Genomic DNA, 14,110 nt, shown 5'->3' on the forward strand with positions numbered 1-14,110 from the left:
ATCAGTTGCCCGCCCGGACGGGGACCGCCCCCGGGTCGGCGGCGACACCGTCGTGTGCCAGCAGCGCCTGCTCCCGGCCGAGCGCGGGTCCCGGAGCGAGCAACTGCAGGATCGGCCACGGGACCCGGGCGGGTGGATCCGTGAGGCCGAGCGCCGCAGCGGCGTCCGCATCGGTGATGCCGTACCGCACGCCGGTGTCGGCGACGTAGAACAACGAACCGAGACGGTCGGTGTCCGAGGTCAGCGAAGTGGTCTGCACGTATCTGCCGCGGCCCGGCGGGATGTGGATCGCGTCGACCTGCGGTCCGGCACCGTCGGCCTGGGCCGGGACCACGGGCACGGCGTCCTTGCCGGTGGGCAGGGCCGTCCCCGCGGACAACCGCAGAGCCGAGCGGTGCCGGTCGTCCTCGGCCGTGCCCGGCTGCCAGGTCGAGCACGCCACGGGCCTCTCCCCCGGATCGACGATCCGCGGGACGACCTCGGGAAAGGTGTCGACCGGCAGTTCGTGCACGACCGGCGCGGCCGCGAGGACGTCGGGTGGAACCACGGGGATCTCCGGTGCTCCTTGCGAATCCGAGAAGTGGATGAGATGTGCGGTGGCCCGCGAGACCTCCTGCACACCGTTCTCGAGCACCACGTGGAAACTCTGACCGTCCGGTTCGGACACCGAGACGACCGACCCGACGCGCGCACCCGGAATCGACACGCTCGGGACGCCTCCGGCGCCGGTGATGACGGGTGCCGTCAGCTTCGGTGCCTCCGGCACGGCGGCGAGCAGTCCGGGGCTCGCGGGGCGCGCGCGGGAGATGTCGATGCCCAGCAGGCGCACGAGGGACCGGTCGTTCGGGTCGATCTCGGCGCGTCTGTCCTCGTAGAGCAGGTGGTATCTGCCGTCCGCGGTCACGAGGAGCGCTTCGTCGTCGGCGAGCACCGAGCCTGCCCGGTGGTCGGGTGTGCCGGCGAGCACGGCGGTGGTCGAGGACTGCAGGCCGTTCGGATCGGCGACGTCGCAGACCGTCCACGGCACCACCTCCGCATCGTGTGCCAGGGAGGACGGCGCACCCGGGATCCCCACCAGCGGTCCGCGCGGTCGTGTCGTCAGTTCCTCGTCGGCGACGACCGCAGGTTCGGCGGGTGATCCGAGGATCAGCCGTGCCGACGCGAGGTTCAGGACGGGATGGAAGGTCGTGTCGATCGCGACGTAGAGCGCACCGGAGTCGCGGCCGACGACGACGGACGCATCACCGATCCGGTCCTGGGGCCGGAACAGGGCAAGGGCGGCACAGCCTCCCAGCACGACACACGCGACGACGACGCCGACGACGAGCGCCCGGAACTGGGAATGCATGGGGTCGTGGATCATTCGTACGTCACCCCGCACCAACGCATGATCCATGCGCCGCGCCAGGAAGCGGTATCCACTGACCTGCCATCGCGTGGTCGGTTGCGCTGCCATCGATCTCCCCCCGTACGGCACGCTCTCTGGCGCAACACAGTACAGTCCTGTCGGGCGCTCACCACACGCGCTCTGCGCGGTCAGGGGGAAGGTCGGCACCGCGCCCGAATCATTGCCGGCCGTCGTTCGGGGGGATCGATGCAACGGACCGTGTCCGAGACGGAGGATTCACGGGTCAGCACAGCACCCGACAGTGCACGGGTCCGCACAACAGCAGGTGAGGCGAGAAGTCGCGTCGCCGTGCGGCTCGTGGGTGCGCAGTGCGTCGCCGTCCTCGTGTGGGCGCTGGCGGTGGTGTCGGGGGCGTCCGTGTGGGTGGCCTGCGCGATCGCCGTACCGCCCGCCGCGCTGTGTCTCATGCGGGTCGGCGGACGCGGCACGTCCGAGTGGATCGCGACCGTTCTGCGCCGACGCACGAATGCTGTCCCCGTCTCGGGTGTCCTCCGCGACTTCCATGTCGGGTCGGCGGTCCCGGTGGGGGTGCGATGGGACGGCCCGTACGCGACCGTCGTTCTCGAGCTGACCTCCCCGGCCGGCGCGATCGCCCGGCTCGGGCGCGACAGCGAGGAGACGGGGCGAACCCTTCCCCTCGACGCGATCGCCGCGTGCCTGTACCGGCACGATGTCGTCCTGGACGGGATCGATGTCGTGGTGCAGGGGCGCCGGGTTCGCGACTCGACCCCCGCGGGCCAGGCCTACGCGCAGTTGCTGGGTCCGCTTCCCGCCGCGGCCGAACGCACGGTGCGGGTGGTGCTCCGACTCGACGTCACGTCCTGCGCGAGCGCTGCCGCCCGTCGGGGCGGAGGCTCCGAGGGTGCGGCCCGGACCGTCGTCGCGGCGGCGCGGCGCGTGATCCGCGCGCTCGCCGACGCCGGGTACGGTGCGCGACTGCTCACCGCGAGCGAGATCGAACAGGCGGCGCTGCGCATCTCCCACGGGGTCCCGGCGACGGAGTGGGTCCCGACGCACCGGCATGTCTCCCTGTCCTCCGTCTTCGACTCGGGCGGCGCCTTCGACCCCCGGCGGATCGACCGCCACCACACGGCGGCGGTCTGGTCGCATCCGACCCTGGCGTCGACGCTGGTCCTCCGGTTGCGACCGGGTGATGACGGGTCGGTTCGGGTCGGGGCGCTGGCACGGTTCACCACGCGCGAGGCGGACGTCCCCTCGGTTGCCGGACTGCTCCCGGCGTACGGACGTCACGCGGAACTCCTCACCGCTGCGCTGCCCCTCGGGGTTCCGCAGCTGGAGGACCGGGTTCCGTTGCGCGAATCGCGCCCCGGTGGACTCGACGCCCTCGCTCTTCCGGCCGGTGGGTGCGGGCAGCTCGTCGGATCGGACGACGCCGGCCGCGCCGTCACCGCGCGTCTCACCGGTCCCGGCGTCCGATCGGTCCACATCGCAGGCGAGTTGTATCTCGCCCAGCAAGTGGTCTTCCGCGCCGTCGCGGTGGGGGCGCGGGTCGTCGTCCACACCGACCGCCCCGGCGCGTGGCGCGGCCTGGTCGGATCCGCGGCCGGACCCGACCGGCTGCGTCTGGCGGGCGAGTACGCGGGCGACCGCGATTTCGACACGGTCGTCCACGACGGCGTCCCGCCCACCTCGTCCATGCCGCACGCGACCGCGATCCACGTGCACATCCACCCGGACGGATGGCCGCGCGAGCGTCCCACGGTGTCACTGCTGCAACCCGGAGCGGCCGGGGACCGCGTCGTGCTCACGGCGGGCGACGAACGCACGCCCCTCACACTCGTGACGATCGCGGCGGAGAGCACCCATCTCGGCCGGTCGCGCATGCCGGATCCGGCGCCTCAGCCGGGATAGCGGTCGAGAGCGGTTCCGGCGCGGACGGTGCGAGCCCACCACGCGATCTGGTCGAGCATGCGTTCCGCGCCGTCGATCGCGGCCTCGTCCGTGGTGGTGCCGTCGGCCGCGAATGCGTGCTTGACGCGGTGGAAGCTCACCGACTGCCGCACCGGCACCATGTGGACCTCGACGACGACCTGCCGCAACTGCTCGACGGCGCGCAGGCCGCCGGACAGGCCACCGTAGGAGACGAATCCGACCGGCTTGGTACGCCATTCACGTTTGACGGTGTCGATGGCAGTCTTCAGCGCGGCGGGATAGCCGTGGTTGTACTCGGAGGTCACCATCACGAAGGCGTCCGCGGCACCGATGCGACGGGTGAAGTCGTCGGCGACGGGCCCGCCCGAGAGGTCCTGCGGGAGCGGGGTCTCGGCGAGATCGAGAACGCCGACGTCGAACTCGGTGTGCTGTCGCGCGGTGGCCGCGAACCAGTCGGCGACGACCGGGGCGATGCGACCGGCACGGACACTGGCGACGACGACCTCGAGGCGGATCGGATCGTTCGGTGCAGCCGTGGTCATGGGGTCGATCGTAGGTGCGGTGCGGCCGAGAGCCCGTGCGCGAGCAGCGCGGCGAGTTCCCGGTAGGCACGTGCGTCCTCGAGACCGGTTGCCTCGGCCACCTGCCGTTGCTGGATACGCACCATGACCGAGGCGACGACGTCGGCGACGAACGCCGCGTGGACGTCGCGCAGTTCGCCGGCCGTGACGCCGTCGGAGATGAGCTGGCGGACGCGGTCGGCGGCGAATCGGGTGTTGCGTTCGTAGACCTCGCGCGCGACCGGCGTGTGGGCGATGTCCTCCATGAACCGCGTGGAGGCGGGTTCGAGTTCGCGCCCCACGGCCTCGAGATAGACGCCGATGCGTGCCTGGGCGTCCGCGGCCCGCGCGACGTCGGCCTCGACCCGTTCGGCGGCACCCTTGAAGAAGTGGACGGTCGCCGCGTAGACGAGCCGGTCCTTGTTCTCCGCGAGTGTGTAGAGCGTCGATTTCGAGCAGCGCAGGCGCGCGGCGATGTCGTCGAGGGTCAGGTGCGCGAAGCCTTCTGCCAGGAACAACGCGACCAGATCGTCGAACAGTTGCGCCTGCCGGGCGGTGGGTCGCCGGCTACCGACTCTTGCCATACCGAAAACAGTACTGCAGTATCGTCCTCAGTACTATTTTCGGTCCCCAGCCTTCCAGGAGGAACCACCGTGCCCGTCGAGCGTCTGCTTCCCACCCGCGAGGCCTACGACCTGATCGACCTCACCCGCGACGTCGCCGACAAGGTACTCGCCCCGCGCGTCGACGAGCACGAGCGCAAGGAGACCTTCCCCGAGGGCGTCTTCCCCGCACTCGGCGCCGCAGGACTGCTGAGCCTGCCGTACCCCGAGGAGTTCGGCGGCGGCGACCAGCCCTACGAGGTCTACCTGCAGGTCCTCGAGGAACTCGGCGCCCGCTGGGCGGCCGTGGCGGTCGCGGTGAGCGTGCACGGACTGTCGTGTTTCGCGCTCGCCACCCACGGCACCGACGAGCAGAAGAACAAGTGGCTCCCGGAGATGCTTGGCGGCAACACCATCGGCGCGTACAGCCTTTCCGAGCCGCAGGCCGGATCCGACGCCGCGGCCCTCGCGTGCCGCGCGAAGCCCGTCGACGGCGGCTACCGCATCACCGGCTCGAAGGCGTGGATCACCAACGGCGGCAAGGCCGACTTCTACACCCTGTTCGCCCGCACGGCCGACACCGGCAGCAAGGGCATCTCGTGCTTCCTCGTGCCCGCCGGCACCGAGGGCCTGTCCTTCGGCAAGCCCGAGGAGAAGATGGGCCTGCACGCCATCCCCACCACCTCCGCCCATTACGACGACGCCTTCGTCCCGGCCGAGCGCCGGATCGGCGTCGAGGGACAGGGACTGCCGATCGCGTTCAGCGCACTGGATTCCGGACGCCTGGGAATCGCCGCCGTCGCGACGGGTCTGGCCCAGGCCGCGCTCGACGAGGCGACGGCCTACGCCAAGGAACGACAGGCCTTCGGCAAGCGCATCATCGACCACCAGGGCCTCGGGTTCGTCCTCGCCGACATGGCCGCGGCCGTCGACTCGGCCCGTGCCACCTATCTCGACGCCGCCCGGCGAAAGGACGCCGGCCTGTCCTACTCGCGACAGGCATCGGTGGCCAAACTCGTCGCGACGGATGCCGCCATGAAGGTCACGACCGACGCGGTCCAGGTCCTCGGCGGATACGGCTACACCCGCGACTTCCCGGTCGAGCGCTTCATGCGCGACGCGAAGATCACCCAGATCTTCGAGGGCACCAATCAGATTCAGCGACTCGTGATCGCACGCTCCCTCGCGGGGTGATCGATCGCGAGCCGGAAGCGGCAGGGGTTCCCGCGGCGAAAGATCGCTAGAGTGCCTGCATGCCGGACGCCCTGGAGCGGCTCACTCCACAGCAACGCCACCTGCTGACGCAACGGTTCGGCCGCATCGTCGTGGTCGCCGACATGAGTTGGGGCCTGGTGTCGACCACCGTCCTCGCGGTCGACACCGACGACGGGCGACTGGTCGTGAAGGCGGGCGGAACTCCGGACCGGCACATCGGCCGCGAGATCAGCGCCCACGAACGGTGGACCGCTCCGTGGGTCCGGTGCGGTCGCGCCGCCCGGATGGTGTTCGCCGACCGCGCGGCGAAACTCGTCGTGACGGAATACCTTCCGGGCCGGCTCGTTCAGGGCACGGCCGCGTCGTCCCGTCCGGACGTCTACGAACAGGCCGGCGCGCTGCTCGCGCAGTTCCACCGCCAGGAACGTGTGGTGGACGAGGGATACGAGCGATCGGCGAACACGAAGACGCTGCGGTGGCTCGCGGCGCCGCACCGTATCGGCCCCGATGTCGCCGGCCGGTTGCGCTCGATGGTCGAGGGGTGGCCGACGCCTACGGCCACCCTGGTGCCCACCCACGGCGACTGGCAGAGCCGGAACTGGCTCGCCGACGACGCGGGCACAGTGAAGGTGATCGACTTCGGCCGTGCCGCGATGCGCCCGGCGGGTGAGGACTTCGAGCGGCTCGCGGTGCGCGAGTTCCTCCGGGTCCCCGGGGCCGAGCAGGCCTTCCTGCGCGGTTACGGCGAGGACCCGCGCGAGGAGGACGCGTGGTTCCGCCAACGTGTCCGCGCGGCGGTCGCGGTCGCGGTGTGGGCCTTCCATGTGGGCGACGACTGTTACGAGGCCGAGGGGCATCGCATGATCGCCGAGGCTCTTGCTCGCACGTCGACAGGCGCGCGTTAACAACTTCTCGACGGATATTTGTCACATTCGCCGATGTTGCCCGTTACCGGCAGTTTCGCTTGAATCAGTTCTGGACATACGTCCGATTCGTTTTCGACATGGAGGTCACCACATGCTTCTCGGTTCGCTCGACGCCCTCATCAGCAATGTCCTCCACTTCCTGGACTGGCTGATCTGACGAGCATGTGAGAACGCCCGAGGGGGTGAGGTCGCGGACCTCACCCCCTCGGGTCTTTCTCGGCGCGTCCGGCTCAGGCGCCGATGGCCTCGCCGAGCACGGGCCACGACTCGTGCAGGGCCTCCTGCCAGTAGCCCCAGGTGTGGGTGCCGTCGGGACGGACCGAGTAGGCCGCCTCGACCCCGGCTGCGTCCAGCGCACCGCGCAGTCGCGTCGTGCAGTCGTTCACGCCGGCTTCGATGAGCCCGAGCAGAGCCACGTCGGGAAGGACGGCGACACCGTCCTGCTCCCATGCCTTCAGTTCGTACGGGCCCGGGACACCGCTGCTCGTGGAGACGTATACGGCCTTGCCGCGCAGCTTCTCGGCGTTGAGCACGACGTCCTGTTCGGTCCAGTGCTCACCGGCGACCGGTCCCCACATGTTCTCGACCTCGCCCCCGCCGAACGCGACGACGATCTCCGCGTAGCGCGAACCGATCTCCGACGCGGTCTCGGCGCATCCGCTGTACGAACCCACCGCCTGGTAGAGATCGGGCGCCTGCTGGGCGAGCGCCAGCGCCGACGTCGCCGACATCGACACACCGGCGATCGCGTTGCGGCCGCTCGCGTCGAGCGTCTCGTCGACCACCGACGGGATCTCCTCGGTGAGGAAGGTCGTCCACTTGTTGCGTCCGAGAACGGGATCGTCCTCGAGCCAGTCGGTGTAGTAGCTGAACGCGCCACCGACCGGGGTGACGACGTTGACGTTCTTGTCGCCGAAGAACTCCACGATGTCGGTCTGCTCGCGCCAGGTCGCCCGGTCCAGTCCCCCGCCGGCACCGTTGAGCAGGTAGAAGACCGGTCGCGGCGCGCTCGTGTCGGCCGGGCGCAGCACCTGCAGCTCGATGGTGCGTTCCATCGACGGCGAGTACACGAACAGCGACCAGTCGCGGTCGGTGTGCTTCTCGATGCGTTCGACAGTCGCGCTCTGCGACCGGGTCTCGCCGGTCGCGGCGGCCGGGAGGTCCTCGGCGTGGGCGACCGCGGCACCGGGCAGGACCAGCGACGAGACGGCGAGCGCCCCGATCGTCCCTATCAACGCAAACCGTCGTGCGCGCACATTCGTTCCCTTCATCCGCAACAGCCGGGCGTGATGGGCCCGCGCATCTCCCGCGTCGCAGCGTTGCGCGCGGCCAGTTCCTCGTCAGCAGGGTAGTCGACGCGGACCAGTGACAGGCCGTGGGCCGGTGCCACCGCGACGGAGGCCGCACGTTCACGTTCCTCCAGCAGAGCCGTCATCCACTCGACGCTGCGGCGCCCCTCCCCCACGGCCAGCGCCGCGCCGACGAGACTACGCACCATCGACCAGCAGAAGGCGTCGGCACTGACGTAGGCGGTGAGGATGTCACCCTTGCGGGTCCAGTCGTATCGCTGCAGTTCGCGTACGGTCGTCGCACCCTCGCGTCGCTTGCAGAAGGCAGCGAAGTCGTGCAGGCCGAGCAGCGACTGCGACGCGCGTTGCATCGCATCGAGATCAACGGCCTTGGGCCACGCGACGGTGTCGCGGGCACGCAGCGGCTCGGCGCCGTACACCGCTGTGGTGAGGCGGTATTCGTAGTGACGCCGGATCGCCGAGAACCGGGCGTCGAAATGTTCGGGGGCGACGGAGATCCCGGTGACCCGCACGTCGCGGGGCAGGAATCGTGCGAGACGGCGGACCCAGCGCGACGGATCGTCGGGCAGCGCCGCGGTGGGGACGTCGACGTGGGCGACCTGCCCGGACGCGTGCACGCCGGCGTCGGTGCGACCGGCGACGGTGAGCAGCACGGGGGTACGGACGATCGCGGAGAGCCTCTCCTCGATCTCCCCGCACACGGTGCGACGTCCGGGTTGCCGTGCCCAGCCGGAGAAGTCGGTGCCGTCGTACGAGATGTCGAGTCGCAGACGGGTTGTCTCGTGAGAAGCCACGAGCCCGCCGCCCTCGGAAGGGACGGCGGGCTCGTGAGCTTCAGCAGATGCCGAAACCAAGTGGACTAGTCCTTCTTGGCCTCGTCCGCCTCGGGTGCGTCGGCAGCCGTGGCGTTGGTGTCCTCGACACCCTCGACGACGGCGTCGGCGTTCGCGACCTCGGCGTCGGTGGCCTCGGCCTCGACGGCCTGGACCGCGTTGTCCTCGGCGGGTGCCTGCGAGGCGGCGACGCGACGTGCGCGGTCGGCCTCGGAGGTGACGGTCTTCTCGCGCACCAGCTCGATGATGGCCATGGGGGCGTTGTCGCCCTTGCGCGGCATCGTCTTGATGATGCGGGTGTAGCCGCCGTTGCGGTCCTCGAAGGAGGGACCGATCTCCGCGAACAGCGAGTGGACGACGTCCTTGTTGCGGATGACCTTCAGCACCTCACGACGCGAGGCCAGCGTGCCGGCCTTGGCGTGCGTGACGAGCTTCTCGGCGTACGGGCGCAGGGCCTTGGCCTTGGCCTCGGTGGTGGTGATGCGGCCGTGCTCGAAGAGCGCGGTGGCCAGGTTGGCCATGAGCGCCTTCTGATGCGAGGCCGATCCGCCGAAGCGGGCGCCCTTCTTGGGCTTGGGCATGATTTTCTCCTAGTAACGGACCGTGAGCTGCTACAGCTGCTCGGTCTCGGCGTAGTCCTCGTTGCCGTCGTTGTCACCGAAGGAGCCGGCCTCGGTATCGCTCCAGGTACCGGTCGCGGCGTCGTAGCCGGCGACGGTGCTGGGGTCGAACGATGCCGGGCTGTCCTTGAGGGACAGGCCGAGCGAGTGCAGCTTGACCTTGACCTCGTCGATGGACTTCTGGCCGAAGTTGCGGATGTCGAGCAGGTCGGACTCCGTCCGTGCCACGAGCTCGCCGACGGTGTGGACACCCTCGCGCTTGAGGCAGTTGTAGGACCGGACCGTGAGGTCGAGGTCCTCGATCGGAAGTCCGAAGGAGGCGATGTGGTCGGCCTCGGCGGGCGAGGGACCGATCTCGATGCCTTCTGCTTCGACGTTCAGCTCACGAGCCAGACCGAAGAGCTCCACGAGGGTCTTGCCCGCCGAGGCGAGCGCGTCCCGCGCGCTGATCGAGTTCTTGGTCTCCACGTCGAGAATGAGCCGATCGAAGTCGGTGCGCTGCTCGACGCGGGTCGCTTCCACCTTGTACGTCACCTTGAGCACCGGCGAGTAGATCGAGTCGACCGGGATACGGCCGATCTCGGCGCCGGACGCCTTGTTCTGCACGGCAGGAACATAGCCGCGACCGCGCTCGACGACGAGCTCGATCTCCAGCTTGCCCTTGTCGTTCAGGGTGGCGATGTGCAGATCCGGGTTGTGGATGGTGACACCGGCCGGGGGCACGATGTCGCCGGCCGTGACGGTGCCCGGTCCCTGCTTGCGGACGTACATGGTGACCGGCTCGTCCTCTTCGGAGCTCACCACGAGACCCTTGAGGTTCAGGATGATGTCGGTGACATCCTCCTTCACGCCGGGAACGGTGGTGAACTCGTGGAGAACACCGTCGATACGGATGCTGGTGACAGCGGCGCCCGGGATCGACGAGAGCAGGGTGCGACGAAGCGAGTTGCCGAGGGTGTACCCGAAGCCAGGCTCGAGCGGCTCGATGACGAACTTCGAGCGGTTTTCAGCGATGACCTCTTCGGTCAGTGTGGGTCGCTGAGAGATGAGCATCTGTTGCCTCCTTGTGGGCGTCCGCCATATGACGCCCTAGTGGAATGGAGCGGTGTCCTCCCGCCCGGACGGACCGGAGGACACCACGACACCGAGGTGTCTTACTTCGAGTAGTACTCGACGATCAGCTGTTCCTGCAGCGGGATGTCGATCTGCGCGCGCTCGGGGAGCTGGTGGACCAGCACCCGCAAACGCGGGCCGACGACCTGCAGCCAACCCGGAACCGGGCGCTCGCCCTGGGTCTCGCGGGCGACCTGGAAGGGCAGCGTGCTCAGCGACTTCTCGCGGACATCGATGATGTCGTACTGCGAGACGCGGTAGCTGGGGATGTCGACCTTCTTGCCGTTGACCAGGAAGTGGCCGTGGCTCACCAGCTGGCGGGCCTGACGACGCGTGCGGGCGAGGCCGGCACGGTAGACGACGTTGTCCAGGCGCGACTCGAGGATGACCAGCAGAACCTCACCGGTCTTGCCGGGGCGGCTGGCGGCCTCTTCGTAGTAGCGACGGAACTGCTTCTCCATGACGCCGTACGAGAAGCGGGCCTTCTGCTTCTCCTGCAGCTGGAGCAGGTACTCGCTCTCCTTGATCCGCGCGCGGCCGTGCTGGCCGGGCGGGTAGGGGCGACGCTCGAAGGCCTGATCGCCTCCGACCAGGTCGACGCGAAGACGACGCGACTTACGGGTAACGGGACCGGTATAACGAGCCATTATTCTTTACCTTCCTTTCCCGTTAGACGCGACGCCGCTTGGGCGGACGGCAACCGTTGTGCGGCTGCGGGGTGACATCGGAGATGGTGCCGACCTCGAGGCCTGCGGCCTGGAGGGAACGGATCGCCGTCTCGCGGCCCGAGCCCGGGCCCTTGACGAAGACGTCGACCTTCTTGACACCGTGTTCCTGCGCCTTGCGGGCGGCGTTCTCGGCGGCGAGCTGCGCGGCGAACGGGGTCGACTTGCGCGAACCCTTGAAGCCGACGTGGCCGGAGGACGCCCAGGAGATCACGTTGCCCTGCGGGTCCGTGATGGACACGATGGTGTTGTTGAACGTGCTCTTGATGTGAGCGGCACCGTGCGGAACGTTCTTCTTGTCCCTGCGCCGTGCCTTCTGGGTCTTCTTCGGACCGGTGCTGCGTGACTTGGGAGGCATTACTTCTTCTTTCCTGCGACGGTGCGCTTCGGACCCTTGCGGGTGCGGGCGTTGGTCTTGGTGCGCTGTCCACGCACGGGCAGACCACGACGGTGTCGCAGGCCCTGGTAGCAGCCGATCTCGATCTTGCGGCGGATGTCCGCCTGAACCTCGCGACGGAGGTCACCCTCGACCTTGTAGCTCTCCTCGATGTACTCGCGGAGCTTGGCGAGGTCCTCGTCCGTCAGATCCTTGCTGCGCAGGTCCGGGTTGACACCCGTGGCCTCGAGGATCTCCTTGGAGCGGGTACGGCCGATGCCGTAGATGTACGTGAGTGCGATCTCCATCCGCTTTTCGCGGGGAAGATCGACACCTGCGAGACGTGCCATGTGGCATTCCTATTCGGTGTGCGGAGGTCTGCTCCCAGCCCGTCCCCTGCGTCGAAGAACTGTGTGATTCATAAACACAGTGGGGCCCCGGCCTCCGTACCGGGGGTTGATCGCGCAGCTCCTCGACGGATCGAGGATCGTAACCACGCGACTGGTGCTGGAAGGTCTTCGTGCTTGTTGCCAAGCAGATCTTCGAGACGAAGGTGGATCTAGCCCTGACGCTGCTTGTGGCGCAGGTTCTCGCAGATCACCATGACCCGACCGTTACGGCGGATCACCTTGCACTTCTCGCAGATCTTCTTGACGCTAGGCTGAACCTTCACGTAAGTCCGATCTCCTGTATGTGCGCCGCCGGACACGGCAGAGCCGGCCCGGCGACATGATTCTCCCCGACCGTGTGGCCGGGGAAGCTTCGTTACTTGTAGCGGTAGACGATGCGTCCACGCGTGAGGTCGTAGGGAGAAAGCTCCACGACAACGCGGTCCTCGGGAAGGATACGAATGTAGTGCTGACGCATCTTTCCGCTGATGTGGGCGAGAACCTTGTGCCCGTTCTCCAGCTCGATGCGGAACATCGCATTGGGCAGCGGTTCGATTACCCGGCCCTCGACCTCGATTGCCCCGTCTTTCTTAGCCATATCCTCCGCGATCCGTTGTTCGGCGTTGTGGTTGCATCGGCATCCGTTACCGTGACGCTCGGCAACTCCGGGACCGGACACGAACCGAGATTCGAAGGAATTCGACACGGGACCGATCGGAGCGCAGCGCGCACCACCGATCAATGGTACGGGAAGTTGACCGTCCAGGACAAATGAGCTCGGGCACACTCGTGCCCACGACCAGGAGGAGGACCGCACGTGCGGGCGTTGATCCAGCGGGTGACCACGGCGGCAGTGGCGGTGGACGGAGCCGAGGTGGCCCGTATCACGCCGGCCGAAGGTGGTCACGGCCTGCTCGTGCTGGTCGGCGTCACGCACGACGACGACGAGGCCAAGGCCGCGACACTCGCCCGGAAGGTGTGGACGATGCGCATCCTCGAGGACGAGCGCTCCGCCTCCGACGTCGGCGCCCCGATCCTGGTGGTCAGTCAGTTCACGCTCATGGCCGACACGAGGAAGAGCCGGCGTCCGTCGTGGTCGGCCGCCGCTCCCCGCCCGATCGCCGAACCTCTCGTCGATGCGTTCGCGAACGCTCTACGAGATCTCGGCGCGACGGTGGAGACCGGGAAGTTCGGGGCCCACATGGAGGTGAGCCTCGTCAACGACGGACCGGTCACGCTCCTCGTCGAGGTCTGAACCACGCGGCGTGACCGCGACCGTCACTCCGGCCGGACGCTGAGGATGCCGTCACTCCGGCCGGACGGTGAGGATGCCGTCACTCCGGCCGGACGGTGAGGATGCGGGGGCCGTCCTCGGTGACCGCGACCGTGTGCTCCCAGTGCGCGGCCCGGCTGCCGTCGACGGTCACGACCGTCCACTCGTCGTCGAGGACCTCGGTCTCGTAGGTACCGAGGGTGAGCATCGGCTCGACGGCGAGCACCGACCCGACGACGAGCTTCGGGCCCTTGCCCGGCTTGCCCTCGTTGGGGAGGAACGGATCCATGTGCATCTCGCGCCCGATGCCGTGACCGCCGTAGCCGTCGACGATGCCGTACGAGCGGCCGTGCAACTTCTCGGCGGCATGCGTGCCCTGCTCGATCGCGTGCGAGACGTCGGTCAGGCGGTTGCCCGGGAGCATCGCCGCGATACCGGCCTCGAGCGACAGGCGGGTGGCCTCGCTCAGGTCGATGTCGGCCTGCGACAGCTCCCCGATCCCGAAGGTCCACGCCGAGTCGCCGTGCCAGCCCTCGAGGATCGCGCCGCAGTCGATCGAGACGAGGTCGCCCTCGGCGAGCACCACCGACGCGGACGGGATGCCGTGGACGACGACCTCGTTGACCGACGAACAGATCGAACCGGTGAAGCCGTGGTAGCCCAGGAAGGACGGAACGGCCCCCGCATCACGGATGACCGATTCCGCCACCTGGTCGAGTTCCAGGGTGCTCACGCCCGGCTTGGCCGCCTCACGCACTGCGACGAGTGCGGCACCGACCACGGCTCCCGCCGCCGCCATCGCGTCGAGTTCACCCGAGGTGCGGAACGGAACCACTGAGCGCTTGCGCCCGAAACCCATATCGAACT

The 14,110-nt window shown here is 68.6% G+C and carries 17 protein-coding genes; 4 read left to right on the forward strand and 13 right to left on the reverse strand.

All coding sequences use genetic code 11. The features are described from left to right. Position 1: 1 nt before the first annotated feature. Complete coding sequence (gene eccB, locus LPH33_RS17575) at positions 2-1,456, reverse strand: type VII secretion protein EccB (RefSeq protein WP_229565283.1); 1,455 nt, start codon at positions 1,454-1,456, stop codon at positions 2-4. A 150-nt stretch (positions 1,457-1,606) separates the two neighbouring features. On the opposite strand from eccB, the gene eccE reads away from it, so the two are divergent. Continuing rightward, positions 1,607-3,280: a type VII secretion protein EccE gene (gene eccE, locus LPH33_RS17580; protein WP_229565284.1), complete on the forward strand. Its 1,674-nt coding sequence runs from the start codon at positions 1,607-1,609 to the stop codon at positions 3,278-3,280. On the opposite strand, the gene LPH33_RS17585 is transcribed toward eccE, so the two are convergent. Beyond that, positions 3,268-3,843 (reverse strand): NADPH-dependent FMN reductase, encoded by a 576-nt coding sequence (locus tag LPH33_RS17585; RefSeq protein ID WP_229565286.1) that lies wholly within the window; start codon positions 3,841-3,843, stop codon positions 3,268-3,270. The genes eccE and LPH33_RS17585 overlap by 13 nt on opposite strands. Further along, a complete protein-coding gene (locus LPH33_RS17590; RefSeq protein ID WP_145693362.1) occupies positions 3,840-4,445 on the reverse strand; it encodes a TetR/AcrR family transcriptional regulator in 606 nt (201 codons plus the stop codon). The genes LPH33_RS17585 and LPH33_RS17590 overlap by 4 nt, the downstream gene beginning before the upstream one ends. Before the next feature lie 69 nt (positions 4,446-4,514). Here LPH33_RS17590 and LPH33_RS17595 point away from each other — a divergent pair, with 69 nt between their 5' ends. Together LPH33_RS17595 and LPH33_RS17600 are read left to right on the forward strand one after the other, a co-directional pair. Continuing rightward, positions 4,515-5,657, forward strand: coding sequence for an acyl-CoA dehydrogenase family protein (locus tag LPH33_RS17595; protein WP_120279958.1), 1,143 nt, complete (start codon positions 4,515-4,517; stop codon positions 5,655-5,657). 59 nt (positions 5,658-5,716) lie between these two features. Then, complete coding sequence (locus tag LPH33_RS17600) at positions 5,717-6,583, forward strand: phosphotransferase family protein (RefSeq protein ID WP_229565287.1); 867 nt, start codon at positions 5,717-5,719, stop codon at positions 6,581-6,583. A gap of 251 nt (positions 6,584-6,834) precedes the next feature. On the opposite strand, the gene LPH33_RS17605 is transcribed toward LPH33_RS17600, so the two are convergent. From LPH33_RS17605 to infA, 9 genes are all read right to left on the reverse strand, one after another. Beyond that, positions 6,835-7,836 (reverse strand): alpha/beta hydrolase, encoded by a 1,002-nt coding sequence (locus LPH33_RS17605; protein ID WP_229568379.1) that lies wholly within the window; start codon positions 7,834-7,836, stop codon positions 6,835-6,837. Between the two features lie 35 nt (positions 7,837-7,871). After that, positions 7,872-8,708 (reverse strand): tRNA pseudouridine(38-40) synthase TruA, encoded by an 837-nt coding sequence (truA, locus tag LPH33_RS17610; RefSeq protein WP_229565288.1) that lies wholly within the window; start codon positions 8,706-8,708, stop codon positions 7,872-7,874. Positions 8,709-8,773: 65 nt separating this feature from the next. Beyond that, on the reverse strand, positions 8,774-9,328 hold the full coding sequence (rplQ, locus tag LPH33_RS17615) for a 50S ribosomal protein L17 (protein WP_006554582.1): 555 nt from the start codon (positions 9,326-9,328) through the stop codon (positions 8,774-8,776). A gap of 30 nt (positions 9,329-9,358) precedes the next feature. Continuing rightward, complete coding sequence (locus tag LPH33_RS17620; protein ID WP_016694607.1) at positions 9,359-10,420, reverse strand: DNA-directed RNA polymerase subunit alpha; 1,062 nt, start codon at positions 10,418-10,420, stop codon at positions 9,359-9,361. A 101-nt stretch (positions 10,421-10,521) separates the two neighbouring features. Beyond that, positions 10,522-11,127 (reverse strand): 30S ribosomal protein S4, encoded by a 606-nt coding sequence (gene rpsD, locus LPH33_RS17625; RefSeq protein WP_006554584.1) that lies wholly within the window; start codon positions 11,125-11,127, stop codon positions 10,522-10,524. A 22-nt stretch (positions 11,128-11,149) separates the two neighbouring features. Then, positions 11,150-11,563: a 30S ribosomal protein S11 gene (rpsK, locus tag LPH33_RS17630; RefSeq protein ID WP_006554585.1), complete on the reverse strand. Its 414-nt coding sequence runs from the start codon at positions 11,561-11,563 to the stop codon at positions 11,150-11,152. Next, the gene (rpsM, locus tag LPH33_RS17635; protein WP_016694609.1) at positions 11,563-11,931 is read right to left on the reverse strand and encodes a 30S ribosomal protein S13; all 369 of its coding nucleotides are present in this window, start codon (positions 11,929-11,931) and stop codon (positions 11,563-11,565) included. The genes rpsK and rpsM overlap by 1 nt, the downstream gene beginning before the upstream one ends. 209 nt (positions 11,932-12,140) lie before the next feature. Next, positions 12,141-12,254, reverse strand: coding sequence for a 50S ribosomal protein L36 (gene rpmJ, locus LPH33_RS17640; RefSeq protein WP_003938068.1), 114 nt, complete (start codon positions 12,252-12,254; stop codon positions 12,141-12,143). Positions 12,255-12,346: 92 nt separating this feature from the next. Beyond that, the gene (infA, locus tag LPH33_RS17645) at positions 12,347-12,568 is read right to left on the reverse strand and encodes a translation initiation factor IF-1 (RefSeq protein WP_006554587.1); all 222 of its coding nucleotides are present in this window, start codon (positions 12,566-12,568) and stop codon (positions 12,347-12,349) included. A 219-nt stretch (positions 12,569-12,787) separates the two neighbouring features. Here infA and dtd point away from each other — a divergent pair, with 219 nt between their 5' ends. Next, a complete protein-coding gene (gene dtd / locus LPH33_RS17650; protein ID WP_059382409.1) occupies positions 12,788-13,225 on the forward strand; it encodes a D-aminoacyl-tRNA deacylase in 438 nt (145 codons plus the stop codon). A gap of 79 nt (positions 13,226-13,304) precedes the next feature. On the opposite strand, the gene map is transcribed toward dtd, so the two are convergent. Next, the gene (gene map / locus LPH33_RS17655) at positions 13,305-14,102 is read right to left on the reverse strand and encodes a type I methionyl aminopeptidase (protein WP_059382410.1); all 798 of its coding nucleotides are present in this window, start codon (positions 14,100-14,102) and stop codon (positions 13,305-13,307) included. Between the last annotated feature and the right edge of the window lie 8 nt (positions 14,103-14,110).

This window comes from Rhodococcus sp. RDE2 (genome assembly GCF_020885655.1).
In the GTDB taxonomy this organism is placed as follows: Bacteria; Actinomycetota; Actinomycetes; order Mycobacteriales; family Mycobacteriaceae; genus Rhodococcus; species Rhodococcus pyridinivorans.

Bases quoted from the DNA above. Each gene is read 5' to 3' on its own strand.
- eccB (WP_229565283.1), bottom strand. From the start codon at position 1,456: ATGGCAGCGCAACCGACCACGCGATGGCAGGTCAGTGGATACCGCTTC.
- LPH33_RS17585 (WP_229565286.1), bottom strand. From the start codon at position 3,843: ATGACCACGGCTGCACCGAACGATCCGATCCGCCTCGAGGTCGTCGTC.
- LPH33_RS17590 (WP_145693362.1), bottom strand. From the start codon at position 4,445: ATGGCAAGAGTCGGTAGCCGGCGACCCACCGCCCGGCAGGCGCAACTG.
- LPH33_RS17600 (WP_229565287.1), top strand. From the start codon at position 5,717: ATGCCGGACGCCCTGGAGCGGCTCACTCCACAGCAACGCCACCTGCTG.
- rplQ (WP_006554582.1), bottom strand. From the start codon at position 9,328: ATGCCCAAGCCCAAGAAGGGCGCCCGCTTCGGCGGATCGGCCTCGCAT.
- LPH33_RS17620 (WP_016694607.1), bottom strand. From the start codon at position 10,420: ATGCTCATCTCTCAGCGACCCACACTGACCGAAGAGGTCATCGCTGAA.
- rpsD (WP_006554584.1), bottom strand. From the start codon at position 11,127: ATGGCTCGTTATACCGGTCCCGTTACCCGTAAGTCGCGTCGTCTTCGC.
- rpsK (WP_006554585.1), bottom strand. From the start codon at position 11,563: ATGCCTCCCAAGTCACGCAGCACCGGTCCGAAGAAGACCCAGAAGGCA.
- rpsM (WP_016694609.1), bottom strand. From the start codon at position 11,931: ATGGCACGTCTCGCAGGTGTCGATCTTCCCCGCGAAAAGCGGATGGAG.
- infA (WP_006554587.1), bottom strand. From the start codon at position 12,568: ATGGCTAAGAAAGACGGGGCAATCGAGGTCGAGGGCCGGGTAATCGAA.
- map (WP_059382410.1), bottom strand. From the start codon at position 14,102: ATGGGTTTCGGGCGCAAGCGCTCAGTGGTTCCGTTCCGCACCTCGGGT.